The sequence below is a fragment of the Stenotrophomonas sp. PUT21 genome (assembly GCF_052232875.1).
Lineage (GTDB): Bacteria > Pseudomonadota > Gammaproteobacteria > Xanthomonadales > Xanthomonadaceae > Stenotrophomonas > Stenotrophomonas maltophilia_N.
Window position 1 is genome coordinate 2,711,643 of the sequence record NZ_CP197645.1, and the last position, 16,627, is coordinate 2,728,269.

General features: G+C 67.2%; 13 protein-coding genes and 1 tRNA gene. 4 read left to right on the top strand and 10 right to left on the bottom strand.

Annotation, left to right across the window (positions count from 1 at the left end; translation table 11 throughout):
- Positions 1-4 precede the first annotated feature (4 nt).
- A complete protein-coding gene (yjgA, locus tag ACTT2I_RS12465; protein ID WP_293978191.1) occupies positions 5-628 on the top strand; it encodes a ribosome biogenesis factor YjgA in 624 nt (207 codons plus the stop codon).
- Between the two features lie 78 nt (positions 629-706).
- On the opposite strand, the gene tldD is transcribed toward yjgA, so the two are convergent.
- From tldD to ACTT2I_RS12485, 4 genes are read right to left on the bottom strand one after another with little or no spacing between them, the layout of a single operon-like run.
- Positions 707-2,152 (bottom strand): metalloprotease TldD, encoded by a 1,446-nt coding sequence (gene tldD, locus ACTT2I_RS12470; protein WP_293978193.1) that lies wholly within the window; start codon positions 2,150-2,152, stop codon positions 707-709.
- A 54-nt stretch (positions 2,153-2,206) separates the two neighbouring features.
- Entirely contained in the window at positions 2,207-6,067 is a 3,861-nt protein-coding gene (locus ACTT2I_RS12475) for a YhdP family protein (RefSeq protein WP_443096684.1), read from the bottom strand.
- Positions 6,068-6,097: 30 nt separating this feature from the next.
- A complete protein-coding gene (rng, locus tag ACTT2I_RS12480; RefSeq protein ID WP_176989244.1) occupies positions 6,098-7,585 on the bottom strand; it encodes a ribonuclease G in 1,488 nt (495 codons plus the stop codon).
- A complete protein-coding gene (locus ACTT2I_RS12485) occupies positions 7,578-8,159 on the bottom strand; it encodes a Maf-like protein (protein ID WP_088434462.1) in 582 nt (193 codons plus the stop codon). The genes rng and ACTT2I_RS12485 overlap by 8 nt, the downstream gene beginning before the upstream one ends.
- Positions 8,160-8,289: 130 nt before the next feature.
- Here ACTT2I_RS12485 and ACTT2I_RS12490 point away from each other — a divergent pair, with 130 nt between their 5' ends.
- The 3 genes from ACTT2I_RS12490 to ACTT2I_RS12500 all read left to right on the top strand — a co-directional run bounded on the left by ACTT2I_RS12490 (position 8,290) and on the right by ACTT2I_RS12500 (position 12,906).
- Entirely contained in the window at positions 8,290-9,024 is a 735-nt protein-coding gene (locus tag ACTT2I_RS12490; RefSeq protein ID WP_088434541.1) for an SIMPL domain-containing protein, read from the top strand.
- Between the two features lie 231 nt (positions 9,025-9,255).
- On the top strand, positions 9,256-9,915 hold the full coding sequence (locus ACTT2I_RS12495) for an energy transducer TonB (RefSeq protein WP_421099243.1): 660 nt from the start codon (positions 9,256-9,258) through the stop codon (positions 9,913-9,915).
- Between the two features lie 177 nt (positions 9,916-10,092).
- Positions 10,093-12,906 carry a TonB-dependent receptor gene (locus ACTT2I_RS12500; RefSeq protein WP_293978203.1) on the top strand — a complete coding sequence of 938 codons (2,814 nt, stop codon included), beginning with the start codon at positions 10,093-10,095 and terminating at the stop codon, positions 12,904-12,906.
- Positions 12,907-13,029: 123 nt separating this feature from the next.
- Here ACTT2I_RS12500 and ACTT2I_RS12505 read toward each other — a convergent pair.
- The 6 genes from ACTT2I_RS12505 to ACTT2I_RS12530 all read right to left on the bottom strand — a co-directional run bounded on the left by ACTT2I_RS12505 (position 13,030) and on the right by ACTT2I_RS12530 (position 16,553).
- A tRNA-Asn gene (locus ACTT2I_RS12505) sits at positions 13,030-13,106 on the bottom strand.
- 57 nt (positions 13,107-13,163) lie between these two features.
- A complete protein-coding gene (rlmH, locus tag ACTT2I_RS12510; RefSeq protein WP_259259584.1) occupies positions 13,164-13,634 on the bottom strand; it encodes a 23S rRNA (pseudouridine(1915)-N(3))-methyltransferase RlmH in 471 nt (156 codons plus the stop codon).
- A gap of 84 nt (positions 13,635-13,718) precedes the next feature.
- On the bottom strand, positions 13,719-14,150 hold the full coding sequence (gene rsfS / locus ACTT2I_RS12515) for a ribosome silencing factor (RefSeq protein WP_088434466.1): 432 nt from the start codon (positions 14,148-14,150) through the stop codon (positions 13,719-13,721).
- 58 nt (positions 14,151-14,208) lie between these two features.
- The gene (gene nadD, locus ACTT2I_RS12520) at positions 14,209-14,874 is read right to left on the bottom strand and encodes a nicotinate-nucleotide adenylyltransferase (protein ID WP_421099242.1); all 666 of its coding nucleotides are present in this window, start codon (positions 14,872-14,874) and stop codon (positions 14,209-14,211) included.
- A 4-nt stretch (positions 14,875-14,878) separates the two neighbouring features.
- The gene (gene holA / locus ACTT2I_RS12525) at positions 14,879-15,916 is read right to left on the bottom strand and encodes a DNA polymerase III subunit delta (protein ID WP_070425626.1); all 1,038 of its coding nucleotides are present in this window, start codon (positions 15,914-15,916) and stop codon (positions 14,879-14,881) included.
- 31 nt (positions 15,917-15,947) lie between these two features.
- On the bottom strand, positions 15,948-16,553 hold the full coding sequence (locus tag ACTT2I_RS12530; RefSeq protein ID WP_421099241.1) for an LPS-assembly lipoprotein LptE: 606 nt from the start codon (positions 16,551-16,553) through the stop codon (positions 15,948-15,950).
- Between the last annotated feature and the right edge of the window lie 74 nt (positions 16,554-16,627).

Sequence of the window (16,627 nt, forward strand, 5' to 3'; positions counted from 1 at the left end):
GACGATGCGCGGACGCGACGAAGAAACCGGTGAATTCCTTGATATCAGCCGCAGCCAGAACCGCCGGGCTGCGCTGGACGTGCTGGCCCTGGGCGAGAAGCTGGTCTCGCTGACCCCGGCCCAGCTGGCGCGCCTGCCGGTGCCCGAAGATCTGCTGCCGCACATCGCCGAGGCCAAGCGCATCACCGCCCATATCGCCCACAAGCGCCAGCTGGCGTTCCTGGCCAAGCACATGCGCCGCGAAGACGACGCCGTGCTGGATGCGATCCGCAACGCGCTCGATGCCAACAGCGAGACCTCGCGCCGTGAAGTCGCGACCATGCACCGCGTTGAAGACTGGCGCGAGCGCCTGCTCAAGGACGGCGACAAGGCGCTGGGCGCGCTGCTGGATGAATACCCGCACGCCGACCGCCAGCAACTGCGCACGCTGGTGCGCAACGCCCAGGCCGAAAAGGCCAAGAACAAGCCGCCGCGCGCCTACCGTGAAATCTTCCAGCTGCTGCGTGCGCTGCTGCTGCCGGCCGCGCTCGGCCTGGAAGGCCTGAACGCCGCGTCCGAGGACGAACCGGACGACGCGATCGACACGGACAACATCGACGGCGACAGCGACGAGAACGCCGAGGACTGAGTCCCGGCGCTCACGCGGCGGCGCCAGCACCCCGCTGGCGGCCGCGTCATCAGGCAGCACGAAGGGACGCATCCCGGCTCAGGCCTGGGTGCCGCCCACGGTGATGCCATCGATCAGCAGCGAGGGCTGGCCGACGCCGACCGGCACGCTCTGGCCATCCTTGCCGCAGATGCCCACGCCCTCGTCCAGCGCCAGATCGTTGCCGATCATGCGCACCTTCTGCATGGTTTCCGGGCCATTGCCGATCAGGGTGGCGCCCTTGACCGGCGCGGTGATCCTGCCGTCTTCGATCAGGTAGGCCTCGGTGGCCGAGAACACGTACTTGCCGCTGGTGATGTCGACCTGGCCGCCACCGAAGTTGACCGCGTACAGGCCACGCTTGACCGAACGGATCATCTCTTCCGGATCGTGCTGGCCGGCGCGCATGTAGGTATTGGTCATGCGTGGCATGGTCATGTGCGCGAACGACTCGCGGCGGCCGTTGCCGGTCGGGGCCACGCCCATCAGGCGCGCATTGAGCGAATCCTGCATGTAGCCGACCAGGATGCCGTCCTCGATCAGCGTGGTGCACTGGGTCGGGTGGCCCTCGTCATCGATGTTCAACGAGCCGCGGCGCCCGTCCAGGGTGCCATCATCGACGATGGTCACGCCCGGCGCGGCCACGCGCTCGCCGATCCGGCCGGCGTAGACGCTGGTGCCCTTGCGGTTGAAGTCGCCTTCCAGGCCATGGCCAACCGCTTCGTGCAACAGCACGCCGGGCCAGCCCGGGCCGAGCACCACGGTCATCACCCCGGCCGGGGCCGGGATCGCCTCCAGGTTCACCAGCGCCTGACGCAGGGCCTCGCGGGCGAAGCCCTCCGGGCGCCCGTCGGCGAACAGTTCTTCATAGCTGTAGCGGCCGCCGCCGCCGGAATAACCCGATTCGCGACGGCCGTGCTGTTCGACGATCACCTGCACGTTCAAACGCACCAGCGGGCGGATGTCGGCGGCGAGCACGCCATCGCTGCGCGCGATCAGCACCGTGTCCACGCCCCCGGAGAGGCTGACCATCACCTGCTGCACGCGCGGGTCGGCGGCGCGCAGGTAGCGGTCCAGGCGCTTGAGCATCTCGACCTTGGCCTCGTTGCCCATGCCATCGATGGGGTCCAGCGCCGGGTACAGCGCGCGGCCGCTGCCACGCACCAGCGAGCGGGCCGACTGCGCCCCGCCCTCGCGGGAAATCGCGCGGGCCGAGTTGGCCGCGGCCAGCAGGGCGTCGCTGTGGATGTCGTCGGAATAAGCGAAGCCGGTCTTCTCGCCGGCGATGGCGCGCACGCCCACGCCCTGCTCGATCGAATGCGCGCCGTCCTTGACGATGCCGTCTTCCACGCTCCAGCTCTCGCGGCGCGCGTGCTGGAAATAGAGATCCCCGAAATCGATGCCCGGGCCCAACAGGGTGCCGAACGTGCGTTCCAGACCGCTCGCATCCAGCCCGGCGGGCAGCAGCAGACGGTCGGTGGCCAGCGAAAGTGCGTTGTTGTTCATGCTCTTTGATCTATGGGCGCCGGGCGCAATCGCAACCCGGGCGCGGGAAAGGGGTCAGCGCGCCGGCGCTGCGGCCGGGGCCGGCTTGGGCGCAGTGTCGGGGTCGATCACCTCGACCTTGGGTTCGGCCCAGGGGCCGGTCACGCGGTAGGTCTTGGCGCCGATCTCGCCCAGCGGCTTGGACAGCACCGCGTTGGCCGCCGCGCCGACCGCCGCACCGACCGGTCCGCCGGCCACCGCACCGACCACGGTCAGCAGGTTGCCCGCGCGCGGGTTGACGTCGATGGTCTGGTCGAAGCGCTGCTGGCGCAGATCGGTCTGGCCACGGATGGTGATGTTGGCGGCCGGGCCTTCGATCAGCACCTTGTCGGTGGTGGCCATGCCGTCGCCGAAGGCCACGCTGCCTTCGATCTGGTTGAAGGCAAAGCCCTTGGAGAAGAAGTCGCGGAAGTCGAACATCAACCGGCGCGGCAGCTGGGTGACGCTCAGCAGCCCGAGCACGCGACCGGCGCCGGGCTCCAGCTCCAGCAGCTGGCCGTTGCGGGCATGCACGTCGAGCTGGCCCTGCAGCGCGCCCAGCTGGAAATCGGACGGGCCGCCCTGCCAGCCGGCGCTCATGCTCAGCTGGCCCTGGCCGCCCCGCAGCTGGCCGCCGTAATCCAGGTTCTGCATCAGTCCCCCCAGATCCTCGCTCTTGACCTGCACATTGAACTGGCTGCGCGCGGCCTCGCCCATGCCCATCCAGCGGCCATTGACGTCGATCTTCTGCTTGGGCGCGCGGAACTGCAGCTGGTCCACGCTCAGGCCGTTGGCCATCGGCCGGGTGCGCAGCACGGCCTGGCCGAGCTTGGCCTTGCCGAACTGGAGGTCGTCGATATCCAGCGACAGCGGTGGGATCTTGGCCGGATTGGTGTCGTTCGCACTGGCCTGGACCCGCGCTGGCAGGATCACGTCCGGCGACAGCAGGATCGGGGCGCCATCGCTGGGCGCCTTGACCGGCGTGGGCAGCGATTGCCAGTGCACGCGGCTGAGCTTGCCGACGATGGTGCCGCCCTCGGCATTGGGCACGCTCAGGCTGCCCGCCAGCGATGGGCCATCCAGGCGGACGTCCACGCTGTTGGCAGTCGGGCGCAACTGCAGCCGGGTCTGCGCGAACACGCCACCGGCGAGCAGCAGCTGCCCGACCTGCACATCCACATGCCGCAGCGGCATCGGGTCCTTGTCATCGCCGCCCTCGGGCGATCGGGCCAGGCCGATCCACTCCAGCGCATCCAGCGAGCCGCTGCGCCCGTTCACCACCAGCCCGCTGGCCGGCGGGTCCCGATCCACCTGGTCGCTGCCGAGGGTGACCTGCACACCGGTCTGGTTGTCGTGCGTCCGCGCTGCCAGCGCCAGACGCTGGCCAAAGGCCACGTCGACGCGACCACTGCCCATCGGCAGCTGCGCGGTGACGGCCGTAGCCAGCGGCGTGGCGGCCGGCTTGTCCAGCGGAGCGGGCAGCTCCAGCGTGGTCCCGACCAAATCCGAATGCAGCTTGAGCACCGTCGGCGGCTCGACCTTGCTGCCCGCGGCGACCTTGGGCAGGGTCACCCCGATGGTCCAGCGCGAGGTGCCCTGGATATAGGGTTTGAGCCAGTTCAATTCCGGCGCGCGGTCCAGCAGCGCGCCAGCCTCCAGCGAAGCGGTCAGCTCGGACTCAAAGGCCTGCTGCGGGTCACGCACGAACTCGCCGGCACGCAGGCTGAGCCGTCCCTCCTGGCCCTGGTGACGCACGGCGAGATTCTCCGCGTCGAAGCCGCCATGGCCATACCGGGCCTGGCCGCGCATGTTGTCGAAGACCAGGTCGAAGCGTTTCTCGGTGAGGGTGGCACCGTTCAGATCGACCGTGCCTTGCAGATGACCACCGCCCTCGTCGTGATGCAGCGGCTGCAGCAGATCGAAGGTAACCGCAGCCGGCCCCTTCGCGGTGAGGTTGTCCAGCGTCTCGCCGTAGATTGCCTGCAGCGGGCTCTGCTTGAGCATGGCCAGCAATGCACCGGCATCGCTGCGGCTGGTCGCCTTGACGTACAGGTCGGTCTCGCCGAAATCGGGAATGCCGGCGTCAAAGTGGTCGACGGCTACCCCGGCCAGGTCGCCTTTGCCATGCAGTTCGAAGCCCGGGCCGATGAAGGCGATGTCCGCATCGACCTTGTTCATGGCCGGCCAGTCGTGCTGGAAGCGGATGCTCCCGGCGTCGATGTGCCCGGTCGCTTCGAAGCGGCCGTTGTTCTTGTCGAAGGGCCAGTCTTCCAGATCACCGGTCACCAGGCCGACACCGCCGCGCACCTGCCCGGACACCAGCGCGGCATCCAGCCAATCGGTGGCGGCCTTGCTCATCTTGGAATGGATCCAGAACCGCTTGGCGGCGGTCATCGGCACATCGTCGATCTTGGCCGCCAGTTCCAGCCACGGGCGCGTGCCGTTGTTCTGGAACCAGATCCCGCCACGCACGTCGGCGGCATAGTCGGTGCCCTGCACGCGCAGCGCCGGGGTGCCGATGCGCCAGCCACCGGCTTCATCACGCCAGCCGACCAGACGGCCGGCCAGGCGCACATCGTGGCGCTCGCCAAAGCCGCTGGGCCAGTCGAAATGCATGACCCGCTGCGGCTGCAGATCCAGGGTGAACCCATCGGCATCGCCATTGAAGCGGCCACCCACACCACTGAGCCCGGGCGAATGCCCGACCGCCGCGAAGCGGATGTCTTCCAGATCGCCCTCGACCGACAGCGGGCCGCCCAGCTCGCCCGCCACCCGGACCCGGGTCATGCGGACGTGGGGCGCGGCCTCATGCAGCCACTCGCGCAGGCCCGGATCGATGCGGTCGGTCAGCGCCAGGCCACGCAGCAGCGCTGTGGCATCGATGTTGTCGCCGGCCAGTGCGAAGTGCTGACCGCCTGCCAGCAGCAGGCCATCCAATTGCTGGGTGCTGCCTTCCATGCCGATCCGCAACCGCGGCGCATCGGCGCGCCAGCCACCCTGCACCCAGCGCCAGCGTGCACGCAGTTCCAGCGTGTCCAACGCCAGCTGCGGGTGGGTGCCGTCCGCCAGCGTCACGCCGCGCACCTGCACGTTCTGAAGATCCGCATCCGTGGTGACCATCACCACCCGGTGATCGCGCAGGTCGACCCACGCTTTGAACTCACCGGTGCCCTGCTGCAACCCGATGCCGCCGAACTGCAGCAGCGAGGACCACGCATGGAAATCGGCGGGATCGGCCGACAGCCAGGCCTGGCCGTCGCCGCGCTTGCGCTCGAACTCCAGCACCGCCGTCAGCGGCTGCGCGGCCGGGTCGGCCCAGGCACGCGCACCGACACGCAGGCGCTGGCCGTTGACGCGCAGGCGCAGATCGATCCGTGGCAGCACGGCGTTCACGCCCAATGAGGGCGCATCCACCTTCAAGCGGCCCCCGATCACCTGCAGTTCGCCGAGGCGGCGCAGCGTTTCCAGTGGATCGCCGCCGCCGGACTCCGGCAGGCCCTGCACCGACCAGCGGCCATCGTCGGCGCGCTGCAGCACCAGCGCCAGACCGCGCAGGCGCAGCTCGGTCAGCGAGTGGCCCGGGAGCAGGCCGGCATACATCGAGACCAGTACCTCGGCCTCGCCGATACGCAGCCCCTGCCCTTCACCGATCCGCAGCCCCTTGAGCTGGAGCAGCGGACCCCGCCGGGTCCAGGCGGTATCCAGCGCATCGAAGCGCACCGGCTGGCCCGCACGCGCGCTCAGCCAGGCCGCCACCTTGTCCGGATGACGCTCGGCCAACGGCAGCAACTGACTGGCGGTGCCAACCAGCAGGGCCACGCCCACGAGCAGGACCGCCACCGCATACACAGCATGGCGGCGGATCCGGCGCAGTCGCAGGCGCAGCGGTGTGCTCATCGGAACCTGGGAGTGCCGGACCGGCCGCGATCAGAGCAGCACGACATCGAACTGCTCCTGCAGGTATTGCTCGTCCGCCTGGAAGCGGATGCTCTTGCCCAGGAACTCTTCCAGCTCGGCCACCGCCGAGGATTCCTCGTCGGTGATGCGTGCCACGACCTTGGACGAGGCGATCACCAGCAGGCGCGCGGCGTCGAACTGACGCACCGCCCGGGTGATCTCGCGGAAGATTTCGTAGGTCACCGTTTCGGCGGTCTTGATCGAGCCGCGCCCGCTGCACTCCGGGCACGGCTCGGAGAGCTGGCGCTCGAGGCTTTCCACGGTGCGCTTGCGGGTCATCTCGACCAGGCCCAGCGGCGAGAAGTCGTAGACCGTGGTCTTGGCATGGTCGCGCGCCAGCGCCTTCTCCAACGTGCGCAGCACCTGGCGGCGATGCTCGGCATCGTCCATGTCGATGAAATCGATGATGATGATGCCGCCCAGGTTGCGCAGCCGCAGCTGCCGCGCCACGGCCTGCGCCGCTTCAAGATTGGTACGGAAGACGGTCTCTTCGAGGTTGCGCTGGCCCAGGAACGAACCGGTGTTCACATCGATCGTGGTCATCGCCTCGGTCTGGTCGATCACCAGGTAGCCACCGGACTTGAGCGGCACCTGCTTGTCCAGCGCGCGGCCGATCTCATCCTCGACCCCGAACATGTCGAAGATCGGGCGATCGCCGCTATACAGTTCGATCTTCTCGGCCAGCACCGGCATGTACTTGGCCACGAACGCCTGCAGCTGGTTGAAGGTTTCCTTGGAGTCGACCTTGACCTTGTCCACGTCCTTGCGGATCAGATCGCGCACCGAGCGCAGCGGCAGGCTCAGGTCTTCGTAGATCACGCTGAGCGGGGCGGCATCGCGGCCACGGCGCTCCACCACGTTCCAGACCCGCGACAGGTAGGCCACGTCCTCGGCGATCGCCTCGGCCGGCTGGCCTTCGGCGTTGGTGCGCACGATGTAGCCGTAGCCCCCGTGCTGGGCCGACAGCTCGGTCACCAGGGTTTTCAGGCGGGCGCGCTCGGTCTCGTCCTCGATCCGCGCCGACACGCCCACCACCTTGGATTGCGGCAGCAGCACCATGTAGCGCGAGGGAATGCTGATCTGGGTGGTCAGGCGGGCGCCCTTGGTGCCGATCGGGTCCTTGACCACCTGCACCACGATGTCCTGGCCGTCGCGCAGAAGCTCCACGATCGGCACCGAGGACGGCGGCGGCAGCGTGGTGCCTTCGGTGTCGGGGCTGGCCACCGGGGCCGGGCGGATCACATCGTTGGCGTGCAGGAACGCCGCGCGCTCCAGCCCGACCTCGACGAACGCCGCCTGCATGCCCGGCATCACCCGCTGCACCTTGCCCTTGTAGATGTTGCCCACCACGCCACGGCGCCAGCCACGCTCGATATGCAGTTCCTGCAGCATGCCGTTTTCGATGACGGCGACGCGGGTTTCCCGCGGGGTGACATTGACCAGGATTTCTTCAGACATGGGCGACTCCCTTCAGTTCAAACGCCTGCAGCAACTGCTCGGTCTGTTGCAGGGGCAAACCCATCACACCCGAATAGCTTCCCGCCAGGTGGCGGATATATCGTTCAGCGCCGCCCTGGATCGCATAGGCGCCGGCTTTGTCCATCGGCTCGCCGCTGGCCACGTAGGCCGCGATCCGATCCTCGTCGATCGCCGCGAACGTCACCTCCGAGACCACCAGCACGCCCTGCTCCCGGCCGGCAGCGACCAGCGCCACGGCGGTCATCACCTGGTGCGTGCGCCCGGCCAGCGTGCGCAGCATCGCGCGCGCATCCTCGGCATCGGCTGGCTTGCCGAACACGCGTCCATCGAGCACCACTTCGGTGTCCGAACCCAGCACCACCGCATCGGGGTCCTGCGCCACCAGTGCCAGCCCGGCGCGCGCCTTGTCGGCGGCGACCCGCTGCACGTAATCGGCGGCGGACTCGTCGGGCGCACGGACTTCGGGCACGTGAAGGTCGAGCGCCTGGAACGGTCGGTCCAGGCGCGCAAGCAGTTCGTTTCGTCGGGGGGATCGAGAGGCGAGATAAAGCATCGAGGAAGCATAACCTGAGCCTACTGTCTGAATCGCGAGCAACACGACCGAATCGTGATCGACCCCATCAAACCTCACGACGCGTTCATCGCCCCGACACCAACCTCAACGTCTTCACAAGGAGATGTACATGCGCCGCCCGTCCCTGTCCCCGTTGCTGCTCGCCCTGTCCCTTGCCCTGGGAGCTTCGATGACCGCCCACGCCCAGTCCCAGCCCACCATCGCCGTGCCGGCCGACGGCACCCTGCTCAACATCTCGGCCAACGCCGAGGCCAGGCGCGTGCCGGACGTGGCCACCCTGTCGGCCGGTGTGGTCACCCAGGCCGTGGACGGCAACACCGCCATGCGCCAGAACGCCGAGCAGATGACCAAGGTGCTCGCCGCGATCAAGGCCGCCGGCATTGCCGAGCGGGATGTGCAGACCAGCGGCGTCAACCTGAGCCCGCAGTACCGTTACGCCGACAATGAGGCGCCGAAGATCACCGGCTACCAGGCCAGCAACACGGTCAGCCTGAAGGTGCGCGACATCGCCAAGCTCGGCAAAGTGCTTGATGCACTGGCCGCGCAGGGCGCCAACCAGATCAACGGCCCGCAGTTCGAGATCGACCAGCCCGAGCCGGTCTATGACGAAGCCCGCCTGGCCGCATTGAAGAAGGCCCAGGCCCGCGCTGAGACGTATGCCAAGTCGCTGGGCCTGCGCGTGCGCCGGATCGTGAGCATCTCCGAAAGCGGTGGCGGCAACTTCCGCCCGGTGATGATGCGTGCAGCGGCCGCGCCGATGGCGGCCGATGTCTCCACCCCGGTGTCGCCGGGTGAATCGACCGTGTCGGTCAACCTGGACGTGGTGTTCGACCTGGGCCGTTAACACGTCAGACGCGAGCGGACCCACTGTCCGCTCCTGCCTGGGATGACGGCGCCTGCGGGCGCCGTCATGCTGTCTGCAGCTGGATCCTGACTGCCAGCCAACTCGCCACCCTGCCCCTGACTTCCGGCCCGTGTCGGGCTCGGGTATTGCTGTCAGTGCGCGGCCCCGCCTGACCCCACGCGCCGCGCAGGCACGTTGATGTTCCCGCACATCTGGCAAGGAGAGTGGAGCATGGTCCGTACCCCGTCCCCGGTTGTCCCCCTGCATATCGAAGCCTCCCGCGTGCTCGGGTGGAGCACCGCCATCGCGGTCCACGCGCTGGCCCTGATGCTGTTGTTGATCCCGGCTACCCAACCCTTGATAAAGGCACCGCGCGAACGCATGCAGGTGACCTGGGTGCTGCCTCCGCCGCCACCGCTGGAGATCATCCATCACCCTCCGGCAGATCCGCCGCGGCTTCCTCCGACCGTGCCCGTGACCACGCAACGCGCGCCGGCACCGCTGCCAACACCCACCGCCACCCTCGACGAGGCGCCCGCGGTGGCACCGATGCCCGCCAGCGAGACCGCCGCACCGGCGCTGGAATCTGCCCCCGCCACGTCGTCGCCCACCGCCGGAGCCCAGCTGCAGTACCGCAGCGCGCCGCCACCGCCGTATCCGGTCGCGGCAATCCGCCTCGGCCAGCAGGGGACGGTCCTGCTGCGCATCCGGGTCGACAGCGAGGGCAACCCGGTTGCGGTCAGTATCGAGAAGAGCAGTGGTTCGCGCGTGCTCGACCAGGCCGCCCGCCAGCAGGTGCTGCGTCACTGGCGTTTCGTACCCGCCCTCGTCGATGGGCAGGCCGTCGCCGCCGATGGCCTGGTTCCGGTCGATTTTTCGTTGCCGCGCTGAGTGAATGGGAGCCCCGTGAGGGAGCTCCCCATTCACAAACTAGGACGCGCAGCATCTCTCCCCAATTAAGCAATTTTTCACTCTTGCGTCACAGGACGGAAACCTAGATTGGCGCCGTTGGCACTGTTCTGGTGTCGACTCAATGACATTTAGGTTTTCCCAGTCAGGAGAGAAGCTGTGAAACACCCGATCCAACGCCGCGACGACAGCCGCCCAAATACCCTGGCCCATTCCATTTCCACGATCCTGACCAGCGGCGCGCTGCTGCTGGTAGGGGCCATGGCGTCGTCCTCCGCGTTCGCGCAGGAGCAGGCGACCAACCTTGACCGGATCACCGTCACCGGGTCGAACATCCCCCGCACGAACACCGAAACCCCCTCCCCCGTCCAGGTGGTCACCCGCCAGGAAATCGACCGTACCGGCAAGACCACCTTGGCCGAGTATCTGCAGACCATTACCGCCGATGGTGCTGGCTCCATTCCCAAAACCTTCGGTAACGGCTTTGCCGGTGGTGGCGCGGGCATCTCGCTGCGCGGCCTCGGGGCCGGCTCGACCCTGGTTCTATTGAATGGCCGTCGCATGGCGACCTACGGCTTGGCCGATGACGGCCAGAAGGTGTTCACCGACCTCAGCACCATCCCGCTCGACGCCGTCGAGCGCGTGGAAGTGCTCAAGGACGGCGCTTCGGCCATCTACGGTTCGGACGCCATCGCCGGCGTGGTCAACATCATCCTGCGCAGCGACTTCCAAGGTGCGATCCTGCGTGCTTCCTACGGCCTGTCCGGTGACAGCGACGGCGATGCCAAGAAGGCCACCCTGACCGCCGGTACCGGCGACCTCGCCACCGATGGCTGGAATGCGTTCTTCAGCCTGGACGTGGGCAAGACCGACGCGATCAAGATCAGCGACCGCAAAAACCGGAAGTGGATCGGCACCGGTGACATCCGCCGCTGGGGCTACGATGCAGCCGATGCACAGTTCCTCGGCGGTGCCTACCTCTCCGGCGGTACGGCCGGCGGCGTTGGGCCCAATGGGTCGGTGTTCGATGACCGTAATGTGGATGAGGAAAATCCCGCCTTCCTCGTTGCGCTGCCGGGTTGTGCGAACCTCACAACGATACCTGGCCAGACTGATGCCACCGCACAGGCACAGGGCTGCCTGTGGGATCCGTCCCAGCAATACCGTGATCTGACTCCGGAAGAGAAGTACGTCAACGTGTTCGGTCGTGCCAGTTTTGCCTTCGGTGAAGGTGGCGAGATCTATACCGAAATTGGTTACTCGAAGAAGGAAACGATCTTCAGCAATACGCCCTCCGGGGCGGCGGGCACTTGGGGCTTCCCCGGTGGCGTGGTAACCGCAAACAGCGGCTCAAAGGCCACCGTGCTTGGCCCGGACCATCCCGACAATCCCATTCCCGGGCAGGCGTCCAGGCTGCGCTATTCGGCGTGGGACGTGGGCCCACGCGTCACCAACAACACCAACGAGTTCAACCGCTTCCTGGTGGGCGTAAAAGGCAACTGGGGTGAATGGAGCTACGACACCGCTTACCTGCATTCGGCTACCGATCTCGTCAACAAGCGCACCGGATTTCTGCGCTACAGCGCCGTGCAGTGCGCCCTGGCTGACCCGAACTGCGCAGGCGGCGTGTGGCGTATCGGTGACAATGCCAACCTCAATTCGCAGGCTCTGTACGATTACATCTCTCCGACCATCAGCGCCCGTGCAAAGTCCGGCTTGGACATGTTCGACTTCACGGTCTCTCGCAGTCTCATGGACCTCAAGGGCGGCCCGCTCGGACTGGCGGTCGGTACCGAATGGCGCAAGACCAGCAATAGCCTGACTCCACAGACCTATACCGACGAGGGTGACATCATCGGCTTGGGCTACTCGGCCTATGATGGCACCCAAAACGTGTACGCCGGCTACGTCGAGCTGTCTGCACCTGTGCTGGAACAGCTGGAACTGTCGGCGGCTATGCGTTACGACAAATACGAAAGCGGTGAAGGAAAGGCTACGCCAAAGCTTGGCGTGAAGTGGACCCCGGCCGACTGGATCGCCCTGCGCGCCAGCTATGCCGAAGGGTTCCGCGCACCGAACCCCGCCGAGAACGGCGACGGCGGCCTGGCTGCATTTTCCAATGCGTCCGACCCGGTGCGCTGCCTCATCGACCCCGCCAACGAATGCACGGCCCGGACGGTGGCCATCATTACCCGTCCGAACAAGGACCTGAAGCCGGAAGAGTCCAAGAGTTATTCGCTGGGCGTCGTGCTGCAGCCTACCTCCAGCACCTCCCTGACCGTCGACGCTTGGCAGATCAAGCGCACCAACGAGATTGCTCAAGGCAGCACCAATGCAGCCATCCGCGCAGGCAATGTGCTGCGTGACATTAACAACATCGGTGGCGTTGCCAACAGCGGCAGCATTCTCGCGGTCAACACGGCGTATGTGAACGCCAATTCCTCGCGTGTCCGCGGTATCGACACCGACGTGCGCCAAACCTTCGACATCGGTCCTGGCCAACTGGAGATGGATCTGCAATGGAGCCATGTACTGAAGTTCGAACGGACCGAGGGTGGTGAGACTGTTGACTACGCTGGCACACACGGTAACTGCGATGTGACCAACTGCATCGGCACGCCGAAGGACAAGGTCAACTTCGGCACCACCTGGCGGCAGGGAGCATGGAGCGTCAGCGGTATCGCCAACTACATCGGCAAAATGGACAACATCGACAAGCGTGGCGGCGACTACCAAGCCTTCTATGAAGACGGAACGCCGGTGGAAAAGATTTCCTCTTTCACCACCGTCGACCTGTCTGGCCGTTGGAATGTGACCGACGCCTTTGAGCTCAATGCCTCGGTGGCAAACGTATTCGACCGCATCGCCCCGCTCGACCCGACCACCTACGGTGCGGTGAACTACAACCCGATGCACTTCTCCGGTGCGCTGGGCCGTTACTTCACTGTCGGGGTCAAGTACACCTTCGAATGAGGCAAGCGCATTTGGGGAACAAGGAGCCCGGGCAGTGCCCGGGCTTTTTGTTTGGGTCGCGGCACGCGCGTAAATCGCGGACAAAAAAAGCCCCGCATCGCTGCGAGGCTTTTTCTCGAATCTTGGCGCCCGAAGTTGGACTCGAACCAACGACCCCCTGATTAACAGTCAAGTGCTCTAACCGGCTGAGCTATTCGGGCGGGGTGCGCATTGTAGCCCGTTTTTCGCGAGATGTAACCCGTCTGACGACAACTATTTCACGCGCGATGATACGGATGGTTGGCCAGCATCGCCGCGGCACGGTACAGCTGTTCGGCCACGACCAGCCGCACCAGCATGTGCGGGAGGGTCAATGGACCGATCGACCATTTCTCGTCGGCCATCGCCGACACCTCGGCGGAGTGGCCTTCCGGCCCGCCGATCAGGAACGCCAGGTCCCTGCCCTGCCCGCGCCAATGTTCCAGGCGCTGCGCCAACTGCTCGGAACTGAGTTGGCGGCCCGGCACATCGAGCGCGACGACATAGGCATTCTTCGGCAGCGCGGCGATCACCCGCTTGCCTTCGTCATCGGTCGCACGGCGCGCATCGCGGCCTTTGCCGCGCAGGCCGGGCTCGATCTCGACCAGCTCGAACGGCAACCAGTGCGACAGCCGCTTCTGGTACTCGGCAAAGCCCTGCGCAACCCAGGACGGGGCGCGCTCGCCGGTGGCGATCAGCTTGGCTTTCATGTCTGTCCTCCGCAGCCACCGCAGGCGGCGGCGCAAAAGACAACGGCGCCATCGGCGCCGTTGTCGTGACCGGGCACGCTGCGATCAGCGTGCGTCGTAGTCGTCATCCGCATCGTCGAGCAGCTCGATCGGCGGCTGGTCGCCGACGGTCCACAGGCGCTCAAGCGCGTAGAACTCACGCACGCGCGGCAGCATCACATGGACCACCACGTCGCCGAGGTCGACCAGCACCCATTCGGCTTCGCGCTCGCCTTCCACACCCAGCGGCATCACGCCCAGCTTCTTGGCGAACTTCACCACTTCGTCGGCGATCGACTTGACGTGACGGCTGGAGGTGCCCGACGCGATCACCATGTAATCGGCGACGCTGGAGCGGCCGATCACGTCGATCTCAACGAGATCCTTGGCCTTCAGTTCTTCGGTGGCCCCACGCACGCACTCGAGCAGCTGCAGAACGGAGGGCGCCGGATTGGGCAGTTGGACCTTGATGGTCTGGGGCTGGGCTTGGTTGCTCAAAGCGGGTCAACTCGATAAATGTGGGGCCGATTATACGGGGCGGCGCGCCCGCGCGTATTCACGACGGTACCGCGCCGTACAGGCGGTGGTCGATGATGTAGCCTGCGACCGCCTCGGGCAGCAACTGCTGCCAGGGCCCGCCGGCGGCGATCCGGGTGCGCACCGCCGTGGCCGACTCCTCGCGCAACGGGGCCTGCAGGCGCATCAGGCGCCCGGCCGGTGCGCTGAACATTTCACGCTCGTGGCGGGCCCAGCGCCCGTCCAGGGCTTGCGCCAGCACCGGGTCGCGCGCGTCGGCCAACGGGCTGCCCGGGCGGTCGGCGACAATGAAATGCGCCAGTTCGAACAGTGCAGCCCACTCGTGCCAGCTGGGCAGGGCCAACAGGCTATCGGCCCCGACCAGCCAGGCGATCGGCTGGCGCGGGCCCAGCTCGGCGCGCAGCTCGCGCAGGGTATCCACGGTGTAGGACGGCACGCCGGGCTGGCGTTCGGCCCGGTCCAGCTCGCGCCGGTCCAGCAGGAGCCCAGGTTCATCGCCAATGGCCAGCGACAGCATCGCCAGGCGTTGCAAGGCGTCCGCGCCAGGCGCGGCGCGGTGCGGCGGATCGGCGGCCGGCAACAGGCGCACGGCGACCTGCAGCTGGTCGCGTGCGGCACGGGCAATGGCCAGATGGCCCAGATGAACGGGATCGAAGGTCCCGCCGTAATAGATGCGCAGCCCCATGGGCTCAGGCCCGGGCAAGCAGGCGCACGGCGCGGGCTTCGGAGACGGCGATCAACAGCCGCTCCAGCGCCAGCCAGGCATCGCCGTCGGCGCGCCCCTTGGCGATGCGGTCCACCAGCCCGGCTTCGGCCACGAAGCGCTCCCAGCGCTTGACCTCGGGGTGACGCTGCAGCGCGCGCTTGAACGGCGCCTGCCGCGACTCCCAGATGCCACGGCTCTTCATTTCCGCGGCCAGGTTGCCGCCGCGTGCCTGCACCCGCGCCAGACCGGCGGTGGACAGCAGTTCGCGGATCACGATCGGGGTCAGCGCAGCCACCGCTTCACCTTCAGCGCGCAGACCGGCGATCATGCGCAGGACGGCGGCGGGCTGGCCGGAGAAGGTCGCCTCGACCAGCCGGAACACGTCGTAGCGGGCGGCATCGGCCACCAGCGACTCCATCGTGTCCACGTCCAGGGTCTGGCCGTCGGCCAGCAGCGCCAGCTTGTCGATTTCCTGGGCGGCGGCGAGCAGGTTGCCTTCCACCCGTTCGGCCAGGCGCTGCACCGCCTGCGGGTCGGCGCGCAGGCCCTTCCCACGCAGGCGGCGCTCGATCCACTCGGTGAGTTCATGCGGCTTGATCGCCCAGGCCACCGAGATCACCCCGGCGCGGCCGACGGCATCGGCCCACTTGGTCTGGTGCGCCTTGCTCCACTCGTTGCAGGTGATCAGCAGGATCACGTCCGGGGCCGGGTTGGCACAGAACTGGCTGATCACCTCAGCGCCTTCCTTGCCCGGCTTGCCGCTGGGCAGGCGCAGCTCCATCAGGCGACGTGCACTGAACAGGCTGGGCGCGTTGAAGCTGGCGTCGAGCTGGTTCCAGTCGAAGTCACGGCCATCGGCGTCGAACACTTCACGCTCGTTGACGCCATCGGCACGTGCGCGCGCCCGCACGGCATCGGCTGCTTCCAGCACACGCAGCGTTTCCGGACCGGCGATCAGGTAGACCGGGGCCAACGGCTGGCTGGCCGGTTGGCTGGCAAGCTGTTCGGGGCGCAGTTCCATCCGGGCAGGCCGATCCGCAGGCGGACCGGACTCAGTGTCCCTGCGGGACGTCGGCCGGTACTGCCGGCGCCGGGGTCGGGGTGGCGGCGGGCGTCACGACCGGGGTGGTGCCCGGCTTGGCCGGGGCACGGCCATGCTCCAGCTCGGCACGGACCACGCTGTCGATGCGGCGCATGATCGAGGCGGACATCTCACGACGCAGTTCGTCGGCGAGGATCTCGCGTTCGGTGGTGGTACCGGTGGCGTCGGTCGGCGGCGAGACGTAGTCGCGCGAGAGTTCGATCACCTGCTGCGGCACCAGCTCGCTGCCATCTTCGCGGCGGAAGATGAAGATCACCGCGTAGCGCAGGCTGTACTCCTGGGCACGGCCCTGGGCATCGATCGCGATCGGCAGGTCGCCCCAGCGCTCGGACAACACCTGCAGCTGCGAGGCCGGGCCCGTGCTGTCCGGATCCGCCAGCTGCGCCCCGGAGGCCTGCAGGCCACGGCGCAGCAACTTGACCAGTTCGCTGTAAGGCGCGGTGGAGACCACCTGCACCGCAGCCGTATCGGCCGGCAGCATCAACTTGTTGCGCAGATGGAAGCCGCACCCGGCAAGGGTTGCGGTCAGGACAAGGGCAAGCAGGAATCGGGTCATGGATACAGTCTGTAGGAGCCGGGCGGTCGCGGCAACAAGCAGTGATCGTGCCGGATGCCGCGTGAACAGGACTT

Bases quoted from the DNA above. Each gene is read 5' to 3' on its own strand.
- yjgA (WP_293978191.1), top strand. From the start codon at position 5: ATGCGCGGACGCGACGAAGAAACCGGTGAATTCCTTGATATCAGCCGC.
- tldD (WP_293978193.1), bottom strand. From the start codon at position 2,152: ATGAACAACAACGCACTTTCGCTGGCCACCGACCGTCTGCTGCTGCCC.
- ACTT2I_RS12475 (WP_443096684.1), bottom strand. From the start codon at position 6,067: ATGAGCACACCGCTGCGCCTGCGACTGCGCCGGATCCGCCGCCATGCT.
- rng (WP_176989244.1), bottom strand. From the start codon at position 7,585: ATGTCTGAAGAAATCCTGGTCAATGTCACCCCGCGGGAAACCCGCGTC.
- ACTT2I_RS12485 (WP_088434462.1), bottom strand. From the start codon at position 8,159: ATGCTTTATCTCGCCTCTCGATCCCCCCGACGAAACGAACTGCTTGCG.
- ACTT2I_RS12490 (WP_088434541.1), top strand. From the start codon at position 8,290: ATGCGCCGCCCGTCCCTGTCCCCGTTGCTGCTCGCCCTGTCCCTTGCC.
- ACTT2I_RS12495 (WP_421099243.1), top strand. From the start codon at position 9,256: ATGGTCCGTACCCCGTCCCCGGTTGTCCCCCTGCATATCGAAGCCTCC.
- rlmH (WP_259259584.1), bottom strand. From the start codon at position 13,634: ATGAAAGCCAAGCTGATCGCCACCGGCGAGCGCGCCCCGTCCTGGGTT.
- nadD (WP_421099242.1), bottom strand. From the start codon at position 14,874: ATGGGGCTGCGCATCTATTACGGCGGGACCTTCGATCCCGTTCATCTG.
- holA (WP_070425626.1), bottom strand. From the start codon at position 15,916: ATGGAACTGCGCCCCGAACAGCTTGCCAGCCAACCGGCCAGCCAGCCG.
- ACTT2I_RS12530 (WP_421099241.1), bottom strand. From the start codon at position 16,553: ATGACCCGATTCCTGCTTGCCCTTGTCCTGACCGCAACCCTTGCCGGG.